This is a genomic window from Xenorhabdus littoralis (genome assembly GCF_033949345.1).
Classification (GTDB): domain Bacteria; phylum Pseudomonadota; class Gammaproteobacteria; order Enterobacterales; family Enterobacteriaceae; genus Xenorhabdus; species Xenorhabdus littoralis.
This window is the reverse complement of record NZ_VCDP01000026.1, coordinates 39,313-57,669: the sequence shown is the minus strand read 5'-3', so window position 1 is coordinate 57,669 and position 18,357 is coordinate 39,313. Positions and strand designations below refer to the sequence as shown.

Sequence of the window (18,357 nt, the reverse complement as noted above, 5' to 3'; positions counted from 1 at the left end):
CTCCTTATATACAGAACACCTTTGTATCAAATGATTAAAAAATATCAAGTAATAAATTTTGTTTTAGATAACTTTATCTTTCAACCATACACTTATTTCGTGTAACGCCTTACTGAAACCACTATAAGTTGACGCAGAAGGAATTGCTCGTAACGAACCATCCATTGATGACATGGCAATTAATTTAGAGTCTTTTCTTGGGCTGAAAATATCGTCTTCCCAATACACAGAATGCATGGGTACTGTACAGCGACGCCCCAGCAAACCTTGTTTTTTTAACGAATAACAACTCATTTCTGAGCGCAGACTCTCTTCATCGACATGAAAAATCCCCAAGCGGCTGGCAAGTACATCGATATACATTGACGGGATTTTCTGCTGCAATTTCTCATTATGCAGTAATTCATGCACAACCGGGCCTACCACCGATACCCCTTTAATGAGTTTTGGCTCCAGATAAGCAAGGCGGACAGCGATATTCGCACCAAAACGAAAACCAAACACGCCTATACGGGTATGGTCGATCCACGGTACGCTGTTCAATTGTTGCAGCACTTGTTGATGAAGCGAGCAAGTATCCTGCGTTAATGTGAATTTAGCAGAGTAACCAACAGAAGGCGCGTCAACGGTTAACATGGCAAAACCAAGAGGCGCAAGATACTCACGGAATAAACGCCAGCAATCGCTCTGTACACTATCAAGACTGGTACAGACTAATATCGTTGGATAAGGACCCTGAACATGGGAAGGAAGATGTAATAACCCAGTAACGCTTTTACCTCCTTCCAACTGAAATTCCAGTTTTTTCAATTCATAGTCGGAAAAACGTGCCGCTTTTTCATAGGCTTTATTGGCCAGAGCAGAGGCCTGATCGGCCAACTCATCACCGCGCAAATGAGGATAAGCCGCAATACTGTATAGCGTTGCCGCTTTTAACCAATATGCTCCGGCTTTCTCGGTCTCTTCAGTATGCAATGCTTTCTGCTGCCAATGCATAGCCTGCTGCGACCACTCAAATGCCCAGTTTCCTTTACGATAGCCGACCACAGTATCCAACAAATGGTCAGAACTGCGCTCGGCATCTGTCACGGCAATCCGGCTGAGAACATCTTGGATTTCCAGCGGATTTATTCCCCTCCAGATCCAAGTGAGCCAATTAATCATTCGATACCAATGCTCACGACGCTTCCCACCCAACATATTATCACTGGCAGCGATGGATTGCGGGCAGGTATATTTTACCAGCGTAGAGGTTTCCCGTTGTTTAAACTGGGGCTTAAACAACGATTCTGAAAGGTTTTTTTTAGTCATGACAAAAGAAAAATCTTACTGCTTATCACAAATAGGTGGAACAAACATTACGCCCATATCCCACGGCTGTTCAATCCATGTATTTTGCGGAATATCGACAACATAATCATCCACAAGAGGACGACCAGCGGGTTTTGCGAAAATTGTTACGAAATGGGCTTTTGGATACATTTCACGGATTGCCTGCGCAGTGCCTCCGGTATCAACCAGATCATCGACAACGATAAAACCTTCACCGTCCCCTTCTGCTTTTTTCAATACTGTCAGTTCGCGCTGATTATTGTGATCATAGCTGGAAATACAAACAGTATCGACATGGCGAATTCCCAATTCACGTGCCAATAATGCTCCCGGCACAAGACCACCACGGCTAACGGCGATAATGCCTTTCCACTGCTCTACGGGAAACAAACGTTGTGCCAATTTACGGGTATGTATTTGTAACATATCCCACGTAACAACATATTTTTCACTCATAAAATTTGATCCTGGAAACTTAGAAGACTTCAGAAAAGCGTTTTTGCGGAAAAAAGGTTGCGCAGGATTATAGTGATTTGAACAGACAAAAACCAGCAAAAACAAGGTAAGACCTCATTCAGACTGCACATTACGGATAATAAAATGGTATCCTCAAGCATGGCATGGGCATTGGGATAACGCTAGATGACAAAAGCGTCCCAATGCGTCAAACATTACCATTTTCATCTCACCAAGATGTCGTTACAGGAGATTCGCCGTGTCCGGATTATCAACATTATCCCCTCAGCCCCTATGGGATATTTTTGCCCAAATTTGTTCCATTCCTCATCCGTCCTATCACGAAGAAGCACTGGCATCTCATATCATTGAGTGGGCCAAAAACAAAGAATTCCATGTAGAACAAGATGAAGTCGGCAATATTCTGATCAGAAAACCGGCTTCAAAAGGTATGGAAAATCGTAAGGCCGTCGTACTTCAGGCGCACCTTGATATGGTTCCACAGAAAAACAATGATACCCAACACGATTTCACAAAAGATCCTATCCGTCCTTATATTGACGGTGACTGGGTTACTGCTGATGGCACAACTCTGGGTTCTGATAACGGTATCGGCATGGCTTCCGCCCTGGCAGTATTGGCCGATGAATCCGTTAAACATGGTCCATTGGAAGTTTTATTGACCATGACCGAAGAAGCAGGAATGGATGGCGCATTCGGGCTGAAATCCGGTTGGTTGCAAGCCGATATTCTGATTAATACCGATTCAGAAGAAGAGGGTGAAATCTATATGGGTTGTGCGGGTGGCATTGATTTTGTCACAACTTTGTCGCTTTCTCGCGAAGCCCTGCCAACTGGCTACAAAACGTTGCAGCTCACCATCAAGGGATTAAAAGGTGGTCACTCCGGTGGCGATATCCATCTGGGATTGGGCAATGCCAACAAATTATTGGCTCGTTTTCTGACTGTACATGCCGATGACCTGAACCTGAAATTGATTCATCTTCAGGGCGGAACTCTGCGTAATGCCATCCCTCGTGAAGGCTCTGCCATAATTGCAGTACCTGCTGATAAACTCGAAAAACTGCATCAACTGACAGATAGTTATCTGGAAACACTGAAAAACGAATATGCTGTCGTTGAAACCAATCTTACCCTTTCACTGGATGGAGTCGAGACATCATTGCAGGCGTTAACAGAAGATTGCCAAACTCGTTTCCTGTCCATGCTCAATACTATGCCTAACGGCGTTATCCGTATGAGTGATGTAGCCAAGGGTGTTGTTGAAACTTCGCTGAATGTCGGCGTAGTAACGATGAATGAAGAGAAAGTCGAAGTTATTTGCCTGATTCGCTCACTGATCGAAAGCGGCAAGACTTATGTTGTTGAAATGCTGCATTCCCTGGCAAAACTGTCTGGTGCAGAAATAGTAGCCAGTGGCAGCTATCCCGGCTGGCAGCCTGATGCCGATTCTCCTGTTATGCATTTAGTGCGTGAAACTTATCATCAACTCTTCGATAAAACACCAAATATCATGGTGATCCACGCAGGCTTAGAGTGCGGTCTGTTCAAAAAACCGTATCCTGATATGGACATGGTTTCCATCGGCCCGACTATCCGTGGTGCTCACTCCCCTGATGAAAAAGTTCACATTAAGAGTGTTGGTCAGTATTGGCAGTTACTCACCGCAATTCTGAAAGCTATTCCGGTGAAAGAATAAAAATAAAAAGCGAAATAAAGCACTATCCTCCCCTGCCATCCAACGTGGGGGAGATATTACCACTCCAATAAAAGCTGACGTTCTAGCTGTGGGTTTTGTAATGTTACATGCAGCCCAACCAACCGGACGCCCCGCCCTTCCCTGCGCATATCCCACGCTTGTTTTGCGACTTGAATCAGATCGGATTTATCCAATACCGGATGAATATGTTCCTGTGTCGTCAATTGAAAATCATCAAACTTCAATTTGATACCCTGACGGGCAATGCGAAGATCAGGTTTAACTTTTTCCAGCCTTTTTTCCAGCTCAGGGTAAAGTTTTTCAATAATTTCCTCACATTCGTGCCATTTATCAATATCATGAGCCAAAGTTTTTTCCACTCCAACTGATTTACGCAAACGCTCAGGCGTGATTTGTCGTTCATCAATACCGTGGCTGCGTTCCCAAAGCGACAGACCAAATTTGCCCAAATTTTTTATTAGCGCCAACTTATCGTAGTGCTGAACATCAGAACAGGTTTCCAATCCCATATCTGACAAACGTTTTGCCGTGACTTTTCCAACGCCGGGAATTTTGCGTAACGGTAGAGATTTGACAAAACTTTCTACATTTTCAGGGGAAATAACATATTGGCCGTTGGGTTTATTAATATCAGACGCAATTTTGGCCAAGAACCTGACAGATGCAATCCCAGCAGAAGCGGTCAATTGCAACTCATCAAAAATCACCTGACGAATTTCTTGGGCAATCAGTGTGGCTGAGCCGTGACAATGATGGCAATTCGTCACATCCAGATAAGCCTCATCCAACGAGAGAGGTTCAATCAATTCAGTGTAACGGGAAAAAATCTGCCGGATATGGCGGGACACTTCTTTATAAGCTGCCATTCGGCCAGGGATTACTTTTAATTGAGGACAAAGCTTTAACGCCATTGCCGTAGACATCGCACTATGTACCCCAAAACGACGGGCGGGATAATTAGCTGTACTGATTACTCCTCGTCGATCAGCACTCCCTCCCACTGCAATAGGAAGATCGCGGAGTGATGGATTATCCCGCATTTCAATGGCGGCAAAAAAGCAGTCCATATCAATATGAATAATTTTGCGCATCAGATCTCCCCATGCAAAGTACTGTATGAATATACATAAAGAGATCAGGAAACTCTAGTTAATTTTTCAGCAAAATTTCAATGAGATGATTTCCCTGAATGCAAACGTGCATCCACCAAAACCGGCACTAACGCTATCATACCAAGCAGTGCTCCGACCCAACCTATAGACGATAAACCGTACCCTGCCCCTATCGCAAACCCTCCCAATAGAGGCGCCAGAGTAATCCCCAGTTGAAATGCGGATACATTGGTTGCACCAGCCAAAGTAGGGGCATCCGCTGCTATGGTATAAACCCGGTTCATAACCGCTGGGTTAACAACAAATCCAAACAGGCCAAGCAAAAATACCAGACAAATGGTAGCAATCGCGTGTTCAGCCCAAAAAACCAGTGCGACAGAAATAATAATCATGCCAAGAATTCCGGCAAATAGTGTTTTGAATGGATATTTATCTGCTGTACGGCCGCCAATGCTCAGTCCAATAAAAGCGCCTATGCCAAACAGTGCCAAAACAGCAGGAACCCAGTTAACAGCCAGCTTACTGACATCAATCAGCAATGCACCCAGATAACCGAACGTTGCCATATAAGCTGCTGTTGTCAGTATTGTCGTCGTATAGGCAACCCATAGTTTCGGTTGTTTCATAACTTTCAATTCAGCGCCTAACACAGATACATCATCGTGATTCTGCGGCATCTCAGGCAGCATAAACCACAGGGCTACCGCCACGACCGATGTGGCTGCCGCCACAGCCCAAAATCCTGCGCGCCATCCAGCTATATCACTGATAACTGTCCCTAATGGCCCGCCTACTACCATCGCCATACTCAATCCACTCACCACAACCGCTAATGCTCTTGCGGTGCGATCCTGTGTCACCAGACTCACCGCCGTAGTAGCAGCAACAGCCCAGAATCCGGCATAAGCCACTCCACTGACAACTCGTGCAATCAACAATGGCCAGTATCCCGGAGAAAGCATACCAATGGCTGTCGCCGCAACAAAAAGAACCTGACTCACCAACAAAGTTGCCCGTCGCGGCCAGCGCAATGTCGCCACTGCCAATGGTGGAGCGCCAAACAAAACCCCAATAGCAAACGCGGAAATCAACATGCCAGCCGATGGCAAAGATACTTGCAGATCAACCGCAATCTTTGGCAACACCCCCGCGATCAAGAACTCCGAACTTCCCATCGCAAACAGACTTAAACCCAGCAAATATACCGAAATAGGTATTTTTGATTGCACGATATTTGAAACAGACATGGGTGAACTCCCAATTTCTAATCCATTGGTTATATAAGTAAATTACAACACAGTTAATCAATAAATCAATTGATTGTTTTTTTTGAGTAAAAGTGCCAGTAAAAAATATTGCGATAAACAACACACTTAAATTAAGCAGCATAAAATTTCTTTCTATTATTATTTTTTAGTTAAATATTCTATAGATTTTACAAAACACCAATGCAATCTATCAATAAGTTACACTATAAAAGTGACATAAATACATTTCACCTGTACCATTATAAAAATTTATCAATAAACACATTATTAATAAAAATAAGGGTAGTAATGAAAAATAATATTTCATTTTATTTATATCAAATATCCGATATTTTATTTACATCATCTACAAGAGCATTTGCCATGCTATTTTCATGGTGGATGATTGAAGTACTGAATCTAGACTTTCAACTTGGATGGTTCATTTTTTCATCTTGGGCACTCCAAGTCTTATTTTTGGTATTTATGAGTAACATTGGAGATAAATTCAACAAGAAAAAGATAGTACTACTTTGTATATTCCCCTCAATTTTACTTTTCATTCTTTCCAATTTCATTGATAGAAACCTATACATACCATTAGGAATCATATACATATTCGCTTCTATTTCTGCCATACTCATTCAGCCCATTGGTACAAGCATCCTTCCAGAAATAAGTGATAAAAATAAATTAGAATCAGCATTTAAGTTCAGGGGAATTGTGAATTCAGTCAATATCATCCTCGGCCCGGCAATATCCGGTATCGTAATCCATTATCTGAACATTGATGGCGCTTTGGTTTTCATATCGTTGATGTCTGTTTCATCCATCATTGGATTTTACTTTATAAAAAACCAGCATAAAGAAAAGCCATTACAACATCAAAAGAGTAGTATAGGAAGCATCAGAATTATTACTAAAAACCCGACAGAAGCTAGTTTGGTTATTGTTTCTTCCTTTTTCAACTTTACGATAGTTCCACTGGTAACCTATATCACTCCACTTATTATTATAAATGAATTCAAACTAAGTGCCTTACAGGTGGGTATAGCTGAAGCAACCTTTGGGTTAGGTATGATGATTGGCAGTGTCATTATTATTAGATACATGAACAGAATATTCTGCAAAGCACATGGTGCATTTATTGCAGCATTCACTATCGCTCTCTGTATCGCCGGAATATCCACTGCAACATCATTAACCGGATTATGTATTTATATGTTAATTAGCGGTATGGGCGTTATTATTTACAATATCAATACTACTTCGATTAGATGCCTTGCGACACCGGAAAATCATCGTAACACGATGGAATCTAAATTCCTTGCCATCTGCATTATATCCATACCGCTGGGAATGCTATCTGCAACCTATATTGTAGAAAGTTATGATATAAGAATTTTGTTATTAGTATTTTCTGCTTTAATGGGATTGATGTCCTTTTTTGTTCTATTTTCACCAAGATATATTGAAATATCAAAAATGACCGAATCTGAATTGAATGGTCATTACGGTAAAATATACCCTGATGCTTATCATTCATAACGTGGATAAATAAGCAGCATAATTAATTTTCTGTTTTGATAAAAAACCGCCTGCTATCTCATATGATGCAGGCGGTTTTTTCATCACCTGATTTTATCCTCCGCTCGGAAAAATCAATGTTTGCCCCGGAGCTTCACGGTTCAAGTGAATAAAATTCAGATGTTTTTCATAGTGATCAAGAATGTCACTGATGATTTGCTCTTTCGTGTACCCCATCAAATCATTACCCTGAGTTCCTTCCATCAGAAACGTCTCCAGCCGATAATAGTAAGACTTGCCTGATCTTGCCCGATAAGTGAATCCGGGTACGGAATAACGTTGGGGCCAAATCTGATAGACAAAGTTCTGTTCATCGCCCAAATCAACAACCAGCTCAAGTGGGTTAAGGCGTCTGTCATCTTTCGGGGGCAGAGTATTAAACTGGACTTTTGCTCCACGCATTACCAGTTCATTAGCAACTTCCAACATGGCAGGACGGCATACCCTATCTAGCATCCGTTGCGTATTTTTCGTGCCGGGAAAGTGCATCATGCGACTCAGACGCTGCTTCCAGTTCAATGAACCATTGTCATGAACGAGAGTGGGAGAGGTATTTTGCAACGAACTGGCTTTACGAAAATCTTCTACACGCAATGACTTATACAACCCAGCCATAACAAAGAAGATCACAAAGCTAAAAGGCAGTCCCATTATGACTGTGGTATTTTGCAAAGCAGAGATACCATTAGTCATGAGTATGCCTAATGTTAATACCCCAATCGCCACAGACCAGAAAACCCGCAGCCAATTCGGAGCATCATTGTTGATGTCACTGAGGTTAGACGTGAAATTCCCTAAAACCAGAGAACCAGAATCCGCCGATGTTACATAAAACAGCAGGCCGGTAATTGTGGCAACAGAAGCACTGAACGTGAAAGCGGGATAAAGTGCCAACAAACCATAAAAACCTTGTTCTGGGTGTTGTAGTACTGTTTCAGCTAATTGTCGATTGCCATGAAGGATTTCATATAACACACTGTTACCAAAAACCGATAACCATATCAGTGTGAAAACAAACGGAATGACTAATGTTCCCATAACGAACTGACGAATCGTTCTGCCACGGGAAATGCGCGCCAAGAATAAACCTACAAATGGCGACCATGCTACCCACCATGCCCAGAAAAATAGCGTCCAGCTATTCATCCACTCCGTCGGACGTTCAAATGCAAAACTGTTCAGCGTCATGCCCATGAAACGACTGATATAATCCCCGACATTCTGTACTAATCCATTAAGCAGAAATTCTGTATTGCCCACAAACAAGACAAACAAAACCAGACCCAATGCCAACAACACATTCAGTTCGGATAAAAATCGGATTCCTTTGTTCACTCCAGAGGTCACAGAAATGACTGCCATCACAACAGACAGCAGAATCAGGCCTCCCTGAACTATCAAACCTTGCGGTAAGCCAAAAAGTACTTTCAGGCCATAATTTAATTGTACTACCCCGATACCCAGAGTCGTCGCAATTCCAAAAATTGTCCCAATCACGGCTGCAATATCTACGGCATGCCCGATCGGGCCTTTTATCCGATTACCAAAGATAGGATAAAGTGCAGAACGAATAGTCAAAGGCAGGTTGTAACGATAGCTAAAATACCCCAATGCAATTCCCATCAAGGCATACATAGACCAGCCCGTCAGGCCATAGTGGAACAAAGTCCACACCATCGCCTGACGGGCTGCTTCAATCGTTTCCCCTTGACCCGTTGGTGGCTGCATATACTGCGTTACGGGTTCTGCCACCGAAAAAAACATCAAATCAATACCTATTCCGGCAGCAAACAACATCGAAGCCCAACTGAGCAGACTGAATTCAGGTTTGGATTGCTCTGGCCCCAATTTGATGGAACCAAAACGAGAAGTCGCAACAAAAATAACAAATACGATGTAAAGCGTAGCGGCAAGTAAATAGTACCATCCAAAAGTTTTGGAAACCCAATTCAGTGTGTTTTTTATCCAGATATTTGTTGCATCAGTAAAAAAGATCGTGAACAAAGAAAAAATGATAATCAATCCGGCAGAGACGAAAAAAACGACAGAGTTCAGTGTATCCTTCTGAGTGTTTTTTGGACTGTCTGGTGTGTTCATAGGCAGTTCCTGAAATTAATAAGTGTAGAAAGAAGAAAAAGAAAAATACCAATAAGATATTGAATTAAAAGTAAAATAAAAATTTAGACGAGTATTTTTCCTTACGAATTGTAAAAATATTGTAATAAAACATATTTAATTTTGATTGAACATTCAATTAAAAAAAAGTTTAATACTCGCCGAATGATTGATTTTCTGAGCATAAAATCATGCCAAAAATTGGAATGCAGTCGATAAGAAAACAGCAACTCATTGATGCAACATTAAGTGTCGTCAATGAAGTTGGAATGCAGGACGCAAGTATTGCGCAAATCGCCCGAAAAGCCGGTGTATCCAACGGTATTATCAGCCACTATTTCAAAGATAAAAACGGACTGCTGGAAGCCACCATGCGTTACTTATTGCAGCAACTAGGAATGGCTGTAGCACGTCGATTACGACTGCTCGACCACGCAACACCGTCTCAAAGGCTTAAGGCCATTGTTGAAGGAAATTTTGATCCCAGCCAAATCAGCAGCGCAGCAATGAAAACTTGGTTGGCATTCTGGGCAAGCAGTATTCATCAGCCTAACCTGTATCGGTTACAACAAGTCAATGAACGCCGTTTGTATTCCAATATCTGTGTCGAATTTAGGCGTGTACTGCCTAAAACAGAAGCACGACTGGCGGCACAAGGGCTTGCTGCATTGATTGACGGTATTTGGCTGAGAAGTGCATTGAGTAGTAACCCTTTTGATATAGAAAGTGCGTTAAAAATCACTATCGATTACATCGAACAGAAACTCGGGGCATCTGAGATCACCTGAGTTCTAATCGATAGATATCCTATATACCCGATGGATTTCTGGCCACAGATTGAGAGACAACGGGTATATACCGGCTCTTAAGGAGAATCCATGACCCATTTCGGATTACAGAAACTTTATATCCACGGTGCTTATGTTGATAGCACCAATCCCGATAAAAAAATTTTTGACGCAATTAATCCCGCCAATGGTGAGGTTATTGCTCAATTTCAATCCGCAACAGAGCAGGATGTTGATCTGGCCGTCGAAAGTGCTCAGCAAGGTCAAAAAATCTGGGCAGCAATGACAGCCACAGAACGCTCGCGGATTTTACACAAAACAGTCAATATCCTGCGCGAACGTAATGATGAACTCGCAGAATTAGAAACTCTGGATACCGGCAAACCACTTTCTGAAACCCAACAGGTTGATATTGTCACTGGCGCAGATGTACTGGAATATTATGCTGGTTTAATCCCTGCCCTTGAGGGCCAACAAATTCCACTACGGGAATCCTCTTTTGTCTATACACGTCGTGAGCCATTAGGTGTTGTGGCGGGTATCGGGGCATGGAACTATCCCATTCAGATTGCCCTCTGGAAATCAGCACCCGCTTTGGCCGCTGGCAATGCAATGATTTTCAAACCCAGTGAAGTCACTTCCCTCACCGCCCTGAAATTAGCCGAAATTTATACCGAAGCCGGTGTGCCTGATGGCGTATTTAACGTATTGACCGGGGCCGGACATGAGGTAGGACATTATCTGGCAATCCATCCTGATATCGCCAAAATGTCTTTTACCGGTGGCATTGTCACAGGCAAAAAAGTGATGGCCAATGCGTCTGGCTCAACGTTAAAAGAAGTCACAATGGAATTAGGGGGGAAATCTCCGCTAATCATATTTGATGATGCTGATCTGGATCGCGCCGCAGATATTGCCATGATGGCAAACTTTTTCAGCTCAGGTCAGGTGTGTACCAATGGAACACGGGTCTTTGTACCCAAAGATCTGCTCTCACAATTTGAAGCCAGAATTCTTGAGCGTGTTAAACGCATCCGCATCGGTTTGCCTCTCGATTCCAACACTAATTTTGGCCCTCTGGTCAGTTTTCCGCATATGGAATCTGTTTTGCGCTATATCGAAAGCGGTAAAAACAGTCATGCGCGCTTGCTTTGTGGCGGAGAACGCTTACAGGAAGGTGAATTGGCAAAAGGCGCATTTGTCGCACCAACGGTATTCAGCGATTGTACCGACGACATGCTGATCGTGCGGGAAGAAATCTTTGGCCCTGTGATGAGTATCCTGACTTATGAAACGGAAGAGGAAGTCATTGCCCGTGCCAATAACACAGATTACGGCTTGGGTGCAGGATTAGTAACAAAAGATCTTTCCCGTGCCCACCGTGTAATCCACCAACTGGAAGCCGGGATCTGCTGGATTAACACATGGGGAGAATCTCCGGCGGCCATGCCGGTCGGTGGTTATAAACATTCAGGAGTTGGCCGGGAAAATGGGCTGGTTACACTCCAACATTACACCCAAACCAAATCAATACAGGTGGAACTGGGCAATTTTGAGTCCCTATTTTAATCCATGACTGAAACAGAGGAGATAACAATGGTATTCGATTACATTATTATCGGTGCTGGTTCAGCGGGTAACGTACTTGCAACCCGTTTGACGGAAACCCCCGATATTACTGTCCTGCTACTGGAAGCTGGTGGGCCAGATTACCGATTCGACTTCCGTACCCAAATGCCAGCAGCGCTGGCATATCCCCTACAGGGAACCCGTTACAACTGGGCGTATGAAACCGATCCTGAACCCCATATGAATAACCGACGCATGGAATGTGGCCGCGGTAAAGGGCTGGGAGGTTCTTCACTCATTAACGGCATGTGCTATATCCGTGGCAATGCGATGGATTTTGATCATTGGGCAACACAGCCGGGTCTGGAAGACTGGACTTACCTTGATTGTCTGCCCTATTTTCGTAAAGCAGAGTCACGGGATATCGGTGCCAATGAGTATCATGGTGATAGTGGGCCTGTCAGTGTCACAACCCCCAAAGCAGGAAATAATGAACTCTTTCACGCGATGGTGGAAGCAGGAGTTCAAGCGGGCTACCCCCGTACAGAGGATCTGAATGGATATCAGCAAGAAGGCTTTGGCCCGATGGATCGTACTGTCACTCCCAAAGGGCGTCGGGCCAGCACAGCCCGGGGCTATCTGGATCAAGCCAGATCGCGTCCTAATCTCACCATCATTACCCATGCATTGACCGATATCATCAAATTTGAAGGAAAGAGCGCAGTTGGTGTCAGTTTCTATCAAAGGAATAGCTCGACTTTGACACACGCAAAAGCACGCAAAGAAATTTTGCTCTGTGCAGGGGCAATTGCTTCCCCACAGATTTTGCAGCGTTCTGGCATCGGCCCTGAAGAAGTCCTGCATGAGCTTGGCATTCCAGCTGTACAGGTGTTATCTGGCGTTGGTCAAAATCTGCAAGATCACCTTGAAATGTATTTACAATACGAATGCCTCAAACCCATCTCTCTTTATCCCGCCTTAAAATGGTATAACCAACCTCAAATCGGGGCTGAATGGTTATTCAAAGGCACAGGCATTGGCGCCAGTAATCAATTTGAAGCTGGTGGGTTTATTCGTACCAGTGAAAAATTTGCCTGGCCAAATATTCAATTTCATTTCCTGCCCGTTGCCATTAATTACAACGGCAGCAATCCCGTCAATCAACATGGTTTTCAGGCTCATGTTGGCTCCATGCGGTCTCCAAGCCGTGGTAGGGTGAAAATTAAATCACGGGATCCACGTCAGCATCCCAGTATTTTGTTTAACTATATGTCAGCAGAACAGGATTGGCAGGAGTTCCGCGATGCCATCCGCATTACACGGGAAATTATGACGCAACCCGCATTGGCTCCGTATTGTGGACGTGAAATCAGTCCTGGGGCTGAAATTCAGACTGATGAGCAGCTTGATGACTTTATTCGTCAACATGCCGAAACTGCATTCCATCCATCATGCAGTTGCAAAATGGGGACAGATGAAATGGCTGTCGTAGATGGTCAAGGCCGTGTGCACGGCATTAATCATTTACGTGTCATTGACGCGTCCATTATGCCGGGAATTATCACCGGTAATTTGAATGCCACGACCATTATGATGGCAGAAAAAATTGCTGATAAAATTCGGGGAATTAAACCGTTACCGCGTAGTCAGGCAAAATATTATGTCGCCAATGACAGACCTGTTCGTCAGTTGAAACAAAATAACTAATCAATAACTTAATATATATCCTATGGATTTCAAGATGCAGCCAACAAAGCTGCATCTTGAAATCCATAGGATATAGAAACAGACTAAAGCATCAATATGGGAAAATTAAAACATCTATGCAATATTATTAGTAAAGGAATTTACCCTTATTGATATTTAATATGGTAATAATTATCGTTTTATTACATCAAACTATTTTGGCTTTACCGAAAAAATGATTACACCAAATCCAATGTCATAAAAATATGTTCTGCCCCCTCTTCCAAATAAATTTCCCCCTGAGCTTGGTATCCCAAGCTTTCATAAAATGATTGGGCATGACATTGTGAAGATAGTTCTATCGTTGTGATATTATTTTTTCGACCATAATCTTCAATGTACTCCATGACCTTACGACCAACGCCTCGACCACGATAGTCTTTCAATACTGCAACACGCCCGACTTTGATTATATTGCTGTCTTTCACGATAACCCGTAGTACTCCAATGGGTTTTTCGCCATCAAATACCACTACATGCAGGGCTATATCATCATACTCATCAATATCCATTTCAGCAGAAAATCCTTGTTCATCCGCAAATACCTGTTTACGAATTTCAAATGCCTGCTGAATTAACTCTGGATTTTTTCTGCCTAAGCTGTGTTTTATTTTCATTATTATACCCTGAACATTATTTATAAAATCATCCTAAACTACTTTTAAACAGATTATTAAGTCAAGACAGAAAAGTAGAAAGATCATTTTATTATAATAGTATGAAAAACAAGGGTGATCATTTTCAGATCACCCTAAGACATTAATCAATTTTCAAACTGACAGGATATCAAATCAATACATTAACCTTCCTCTTTTTTATCACTATCACCTTTAAGGCTCTTGATTAAGTCATCCGTTTTTTTATCCGCTTCAGATTTCATATCTTCCGTCTTCGACTTCATGTCATCTGAAAGTTGATTGATCTTGTCAGTGGCCTGATGCTGTATATCTTCCGTTTTCGCTTTCATATTATCCATTACATCATTCGCTGTCTTAGTGGCATCATTCTGTACATCTGCCATCTTGGACTTTACTTGATCAGCGACATCACCAAAGGAATTACTGACCTGACCTTGCACTTCCTTGGATTTATCAATCATGCCATGACTTTCATTCAGAACGTTTTCCTTCATCTCCTGTGATTTTTCTTTTGCACTGTCCATCATCTCTGTGGCTTTCTTATCAGCATCAGTCTTCATTTGTACTGCGCTGTCTTTAGTTTGCTGTGCTGCATCTTCCGCTTTTTTAGAAGCATCATCACAACCAGCAATCAGTGCCACGATACCTGCCAATATCAAAGAACTCAGGATCTTTTTCTTCATTGACTAACCCCTTTGCAATTAAGGAAATTGCACTTACGGAAATGACTTCGCCGATGAGTGTTCTGGTCATTCTGTACAACAACCTATGCCACAACATCCCATAAACACGTTGATCTCATTGCTGACATGATCAGCAGTTGAGAAGGCTCTCATTTTGATTTGCCCGATTTCCTTTCTCAGGTGACTTATAACAATGAAAATATTTACTTGATCATAATTCAGGACATTTATGGCAAATAATAGTCAAAAATTAGAAAAACGCCCAATCGTAACCGTAATTCAAAAAATTTTAAGTCACACAGTTTCAGGATCATTAGTGCTGGGGGCCGCATTCTCCGGCACTGTTTACGCGACCGAAAATCCAACGGGGCAAAAATCTGAAAAGAAAAATGAGGTGGTAAAATTATCCGGGCTTTCTGTTGTCGGGAGTTTACACAACAGCACCAGTGCGGGCAGTTCTGTACTCAAAAAGGAAGATATTGACCGGACTCAGGCCGATAACATTGCTCAATTGCTCGATCAACTGCCGGGTGTTTCGATGTCGGGATCTCCGCGTCCCGGTGGGCAAACACTCAATATTTGGGGGATGGGGGCAAATGAAGATGTAAAAGTCACGCTGGATGATTCTCCAAAAGGTTTCCAAAAATATCGTCAGGGTTCTATCTTTATTGAACCTGAGTTAATTAAGCGCATAGATATTGATAAAGGGCCACACAATTTACTGAATGGTAATGGCGGATTTGGTGGCTCCGTCAAAGTTGTAACCAAAGATGCCAATGATTTACTTCGTCCCGATGAAAATTGGGGAGGATTGATTAAACAGAGCTATCACACCAATAACAGACAATGGATCAATAGTGGCGCCCTGTTTGGCAGAGATCCTGATGGTTTTGCAGATGGGTTACTCTACGTGAGTAAGCGCGATGGCCATAATATAAAACGCCCCGATGGTACACGTTTTGAGTTTTCACAAAACAATCAAACGTCTTTTTTATTAAAAACCAATGTGTATCCCAATGACACGCATACATTGAGCTTTTCAGCCATGCACTCCGAATCCGATGGCTGGCAGCCGTGGGCGGCTAGACGGGGTAAGATGGAGGTTCCGTCAATCAGCGATGTAAAACAACATGGCTGGGATGGAGCATGGAAGAGAAAACTTGTCTTTCGTAATCAAGTCGACCAAAATTATACGGCCAAATGGAATATCGCGCCCGAAGACAATCCATGGCTAAATCTGACGATGACTTATGCGTATTCCAAAACCAAACAAGACGATAGTCGCCCGGAAAATGCTGCTAATGTTTTCGGCGGATTAATGGGCAATAAAAGCTGGGTTGACTACATCGATAATACCGCGGATATCAAGAATAAAAGTATCTTCTCAACAGGCATAATCAAGCATGAATTATTGGTGGGAACGCGTTGGCATAAAAAGGATAGCGACGTTTTAATCTTCGATAAAAGTAAGAAAAAAAATGCCGAGTATAATTATGGTTATCATCAACCTAGCTATATGCCAGCCGGTAGTCAACAAACTTACAGCATATATATTCAAGACTCCTTGAAACTGGGCAATGTTACCGTAACTCCGGGTGTCCGCTACGACCATATCAAAAATGTTGGTGAAGAGAATAAGGCACCGAGATTTAACAACAAATCACCTGAAGCAAACCATGACTACCGCAGTGTAACTTATACTGGCTGGTCGCCCCATTTGGGCGTGATGTGGCAAGCCAGCAAAAACCTTTCCCTGTTTGCGGATATCAGCCGTACATGGCGAGCACCATTGGTTGATGAGCAATATGAGGTTCAATCAGTTTTCACCAGCCTCTCAGGCTCCAGCCGTAATCTTGATGTTGAAAGGATGGCAGGAGTACGACTCGGCGCGGTTCTCGATTTCGATAATCTGATGTTTGAAGATGACAGTCTGCAAATTCGTACCACCTTGTTCCGCAATCGTGGTAAAGATGAAATTTTCAAAAGACGTGGGATTTATTGTGAAGCTCAAGTTGAAAGTGGTTCTAGCAGTGCATGTGGAAAATCACTGGCAAACTACCGCAACCTGCCGGGATATACCATCGAAGGTCTGGAAATTGAAACCTTCTACGACAGCAGAACGCTATTCGGTAAATTCTCTTTCTCTACTATACGCGGTCAGCGTGATACTTCTATGAGAGATCCATGGATAGGCCATAAAACCTGGTTTACGGAAATTCCGCCGACTTCTGCACATGTCATGTTAGGTTTCAAGATCCCACAATGGCAGATGAAGATGGGATGGAAAGGAGACTTTATCCGCAAACAAGATCGTTCACCTGTGGATGATGATCCAATGGCTGGATATTGGTCATTACCTAAAAGTAAAGGTTATGCCTTGCACGGCCTGTTTGCTAGCTGGCGTCCTCCTTATATGAAAGGCTTCGAAGCCCGCATCACTGTCGATAACCTGTTTAACCGTGCTTACTATCCTTACTTAGGGGAAAAGGTTTCGGGTATTGGCCGTAACTACAAGTTCAGTATTTCACAGCAATTCTAACTGACATTTAATCACTCACTTTTTAACCCTCTTAATTTTTAAGGGGGTTAAGCCTAAAATTCTACATTGACTTTCCCCAACAAATACAAATAATAATCATTATCGTATTTATCCTACCTCATTTAGGTAATATCATCATGGCGGTGCAAAAAAGCACATTTGGGCACAATGAAATCGCCCATAAACTCTATTTCGACCACCACCGTTGGTTATGCTGCTGGATCAGACAAAACAGTGCCTTTCCGAACCATGCTGAAGATCTCACCCATGAGATCTTTATCAAACTGATGCAGTCTTCGGACCTTGCAGATATCCGCCAGCCAAAAGCCTTTTTGATGACGATAGCCCGAAGAACCATCGCTAATTACTACCGCAGGAAAAAACTTGAGGACAGTTATCTGGAATATGTCCGTACAGCGCCGAAAATTTCATCAAATTCTTCTGAATATCAGTTTTTGCTGTTAGAACAGTTAGACAGGATAGATAAAACTCTCGATGAGCTTCCGACAAAATCCCGACAGGCATTTTTGCTGACACAACTGCAAGGGATGCGCTATAAAGATGTGGCGGAAAACCTTGGTGTTTCAATGAGTTCGGTAAAAAGCTACTTACAGCAAGCTCATAAGAAGTGCTCTCTCCTTTCTCCCCTGTAATAAATCAATGTTCCACCAGCAGATCATCTTACAAAGACTATTTTTCAGCCAAGAGCTGGCCTTTTTCCGGAGGGGTGCTGGTGAATGGTTATTCAAATCCTGCTAGAATTCGCGGCGTGAAATAAACATTATCGTAGTGAGTTGACAAAAA

Annotated in this window: 14 protein-coding genes; 7 read left to right on the top strand and 7 right to left on the bottom strand. The window is 42.8% G+C overall.

Annotated features, from left to right (window positions below):
* Nucleotides 1-63 precede the first annotated feature (63 nt).
* Together frsA and gpt are read right to left on the bottom strand one after the other, a co-directional pair.
* Nucleotides 64-1,311 (bottom strand): esterase FrsA, encoded by a 1,248-nt coding sequence (gene frsA, locus FE394_RS08410; protein WP_319925947.1) that lies wholly within the window; start codon nt 1,309-1,311, stop codon nt 64-66.
* Nucleotides 1,312-1,326: 15 nt separating this feature from the next.
* Nucleotides 1,327-1,788 (bottom strand): xanthine phosphoribosyltransferase, encoded by a 462-nt coding sequence (gene gpt / locus FE394_RS08405; RefSeq protein WP_319925946.1) that lies wholly within the window; start codon nt 1,786-1,788, stop codon nt 1,327-1,329.
* 259 nt (nt 1,789-2,047) lie between these two features.
* Here gpt and pepD point away from each other — a divergent pair, with 259 nt between their 5' ends.
* Nucleotides 2,048-3,508: a beta-Ala-His dipeptidase gene (gene pepD, locus FE394_RS08400; RefSeq protein WP_319925945.1), complete on the top strand. Its 1,461-nt coding sequence runs from the start codon at nt 2,048-2,050 to the stop codon at nt 3,506-3,508.
* Nucleotides 3,509-3,564: 56 nt separating this feature from the next.
* On the opposite strand, the gene dinB is transcribed toward pepD, so the two are convergent.
* Together dinB and FE394_RS08390 are read right to left on the bottom strand one after the other, a co-directional pair.
* Nucleotides 3,565-4,620, bottom strand: coding sequence for a DNA polymerase IV (gene dinB, locus FE394_RS08395; RefSeq protein ID WP_319925944.1), 1,056 nt, complete (start codon nt 4,618-4,620; stop codon nt 3,565-3,567).
* Nucleotides 4,621-4,697: 77 nt separating this feature from the next.
* Nucleotides 4,698-5,888 carry a Cmx/CmrA family chloramphenicol efflux MFS transporter gene (locus FE394_RS08390; protein ID WP_319925943.1) on the bottom strand — a complete coding sequence of 397 codons (1,191 nt, stop codon included), beginning with the start codon at nt 5,886-5,888 and terminating at the stop codon, nt 4,698-4,700.
* A 309-nt stretch (nt 5,889-6,197) separates the two neighbouring features.
* Here FE394_RS08390 and FE394_RS08385 point away from each other — a divergent pair, with 309 nt between their 5' ends.
* Nucleotides 6,198-7,436, top strand: coding sequence for an MFS transporter (locus FE394_RS08385; protein WP_319925942.1), 1,239 nt, complete (start codon nt 6,198-6,200; stop codon nt 7,434-7,436).
* A 93-nt stretch (nt 7,437-7,529) separates the two neighbouring features.
* Here FE394_RS08385 and FE394_RS08380 read toward each other — a convergent pair whose 3' ends face one another.
* Nucleotides 7,530-9,572 carry a choline transporter gene (locus FE394_RS08380; RefSeq protein ID WP_319925941.1) on the bottom strand — a complete coding sequence of 681 codons (2,043 nt, stop codon included), beginning with the start codon at nt 9,570-9,572 and terminating at the stop codon, nt 7,530-7,532.
* A gap of 209 nt (nt 9,573-9,781) precedes the next feature.
* On the opposite strand from FE394_RS08380, the gene betI reads away from it, so the two are divergent.
* The 3 genes from betI to betA all read left to right on the top strand — a co-directional run bounded on the left by betI (nt 9,782) and on the right by betA (nt 13,654).
* Nucleotides 9,782-10,378 carry a transcriptional regulator BetI gene (betI, locus tag FE394_RS08375; RefSeq protein WP_319925940.1) on the top strand — a complete coding sequence of 199 codons (597 nt, stop codon included), beginning with the start codon at nt 9,782-9,784 and terminating at the stop codon, nt 10,376-10,378.
* Nucleotides 10,379-10,468: 90 nt separating this feature from the next.
* Nucleotides 10,469-11,947, top strand: coding sequence for a betaine-aldehyde dehydrogenase (gene betB, locus FE394_RS08370; protein WP_319925939.1), 1,479 nt, complete (start codon nt 10,469-10,471; stop codon nt 11,945-11,947).
* 27 nt (nt 11,948-11,974) lie between these two features.
* On the top strand, nt 11,975-13,654 hold the full coding sequence (gene betA / locus FE394_RS08365) for a choline dehydrogenase (RefSeq protein WP_319925938.1): 1,680 nt from the start codon (nt 11,975-11,977) through the stop codon (nt 13,652-13,654).
* 218 nt (nt 13,655-13,872) lie between these two features.
* On the opposite strand, the gene FE394_RS08360 is transcribed toward betA, so the two are convergent.
* A complete protein-coding gene (locus tag FE394_RS08360) occupies nt 13,873-14,310 on the bottom strand; it encodes a GNAT family N-acetyltransferase (protein WP_319925937.1) in 438 nt (145 codons plus the stop codon).
* Nucleotides 14,311-14,492: 182 nt separating this feature from the next.
* The gene (locus FE394_RS08355) at nt 14,493-15,014 is read right to left on the bottom strand and encodes a YtxH domain-containing protein (RefSeq protein WP_319925936.1); all 522 of its coding nucleotides are present in this window, start codon (nt 15,012-15,014) and stop codon (nt 14,493-14,495) included.
* Between the two features lie 229 nt (nt 15,015-15,243).
* Between FE394_RS08355 and FE394_RS08350 the strand changes: the two genes are divergently transcribed.
* On the top strand, nt 15,244-17,553 hold the full coding sequence (locus FE394_RS08350; RefSeq protein ID WP_319925935.1) for a TonB-dependent hemoglobin/transferrin/lactoferrin family receptor: 2,310 nt from the start codon (nt 15,244-15,246) through the stop codon (nt 17,551-17,553).
* A gap of 137 nt (nt 17,554-17,690) precedes the next feature.
* Nucleotides 17,691-18,206 carry a sigma-70 family RNA polymerase sigma factor gene (locus FE394_RS08345; protein WP_319925934.1) on the top strand — a complete coding sequence of 172 codons (516 nt, stop codon included), beginning with the start codon at nt 17,691-17,693 and terminating at the stop codon, nt 18,204-18,206.
* Nucleotides 18,207-18,357 lie beyond the last annotated feature (151 nt).

Coding starts and splice junctions, on each gene's coding strand:
- gpt (WP_319925946.1), bottom strand. CDS start 1,788: ATGAGTGAAAAATATGTTGTTACGTGGGATATGTTACAAATACATACC.
- FE394_RS08360 (WP_319925937.1), bottom strand. CDS start 14,310: ATGAAAATAAAACACAGCTTAGGCAGAAAAAATCCAGAGTTAATTCAG.
- FE394_RS08380 (WP_319925941.1), bottom strand. CDS start 9,572: ATGAACACACCAGACAGTCCAAAAAACACTCAGAAGGATACACTGAAC.
- FE394_RS08355 (WP_319925936.1), bottom strand. CDS start 15,014: ATGAAGAAAAAGATCCTGAGTTCTTTGATATTGGCAGGTATCGTGGCA.
- betB (WP_319925939.1), top strand. CDS start 10,469: ATGACCCATTTCGGATTACAGAAACTTTATATCCACGGTGCTTATGTT.
- dinB (WP_319925944.1), bottom strand. CDS start 4,620: ATGCGCAAAATTATTCATATTGATATGGACTGCTTTTTTGCCGCCATT.
- FE394_RS08390 (WP_319925943.1), bottom strand. CDS start 5,888: ATGTCTGTTTCAAATATCGTGCAATCAAAAATACCTATTTCGGTATAT.
- FE394_RS08345 (WP_319925934.1), top strand. CDS start 17,691: ATGGCGGTGCAAAAAAGCACATTTGGGCACAATGAAATCGCCCATAAA.
- FE394_RS08350 (WP_319925935.1), top strand. CDS start 15,244: ATGGCAAATAATAGTCAAAAATTAGAAAAACGCCCAATCGTAACCGTA.
- frsA (WP_319925947.1), bottom strand. CDS start 1,311: ATGACTAAAAAAAACCTTTCAGAATCGTTGTTTAAGCCCCAGTTTAAA.
- FE394_RS08385 (WP_319925942.1), top strand. CDS start 6,198: ATGAAAAATAATATTTCATTTTATTTATATCAAATATCCGATATTTTA.
- betI (WP_319925940.1), top strand. CDS start 9,782: ATGCCAAAAATTGGAATGCAGTCGATAAGAAAACAGCAACTCATTGAT.
- betA (WP_319925938.1), top strand. CDS start 11,975: ATGGTATTCGATTACATTATTATCGGTGCTGGTTCAGCGGGTAACGTA.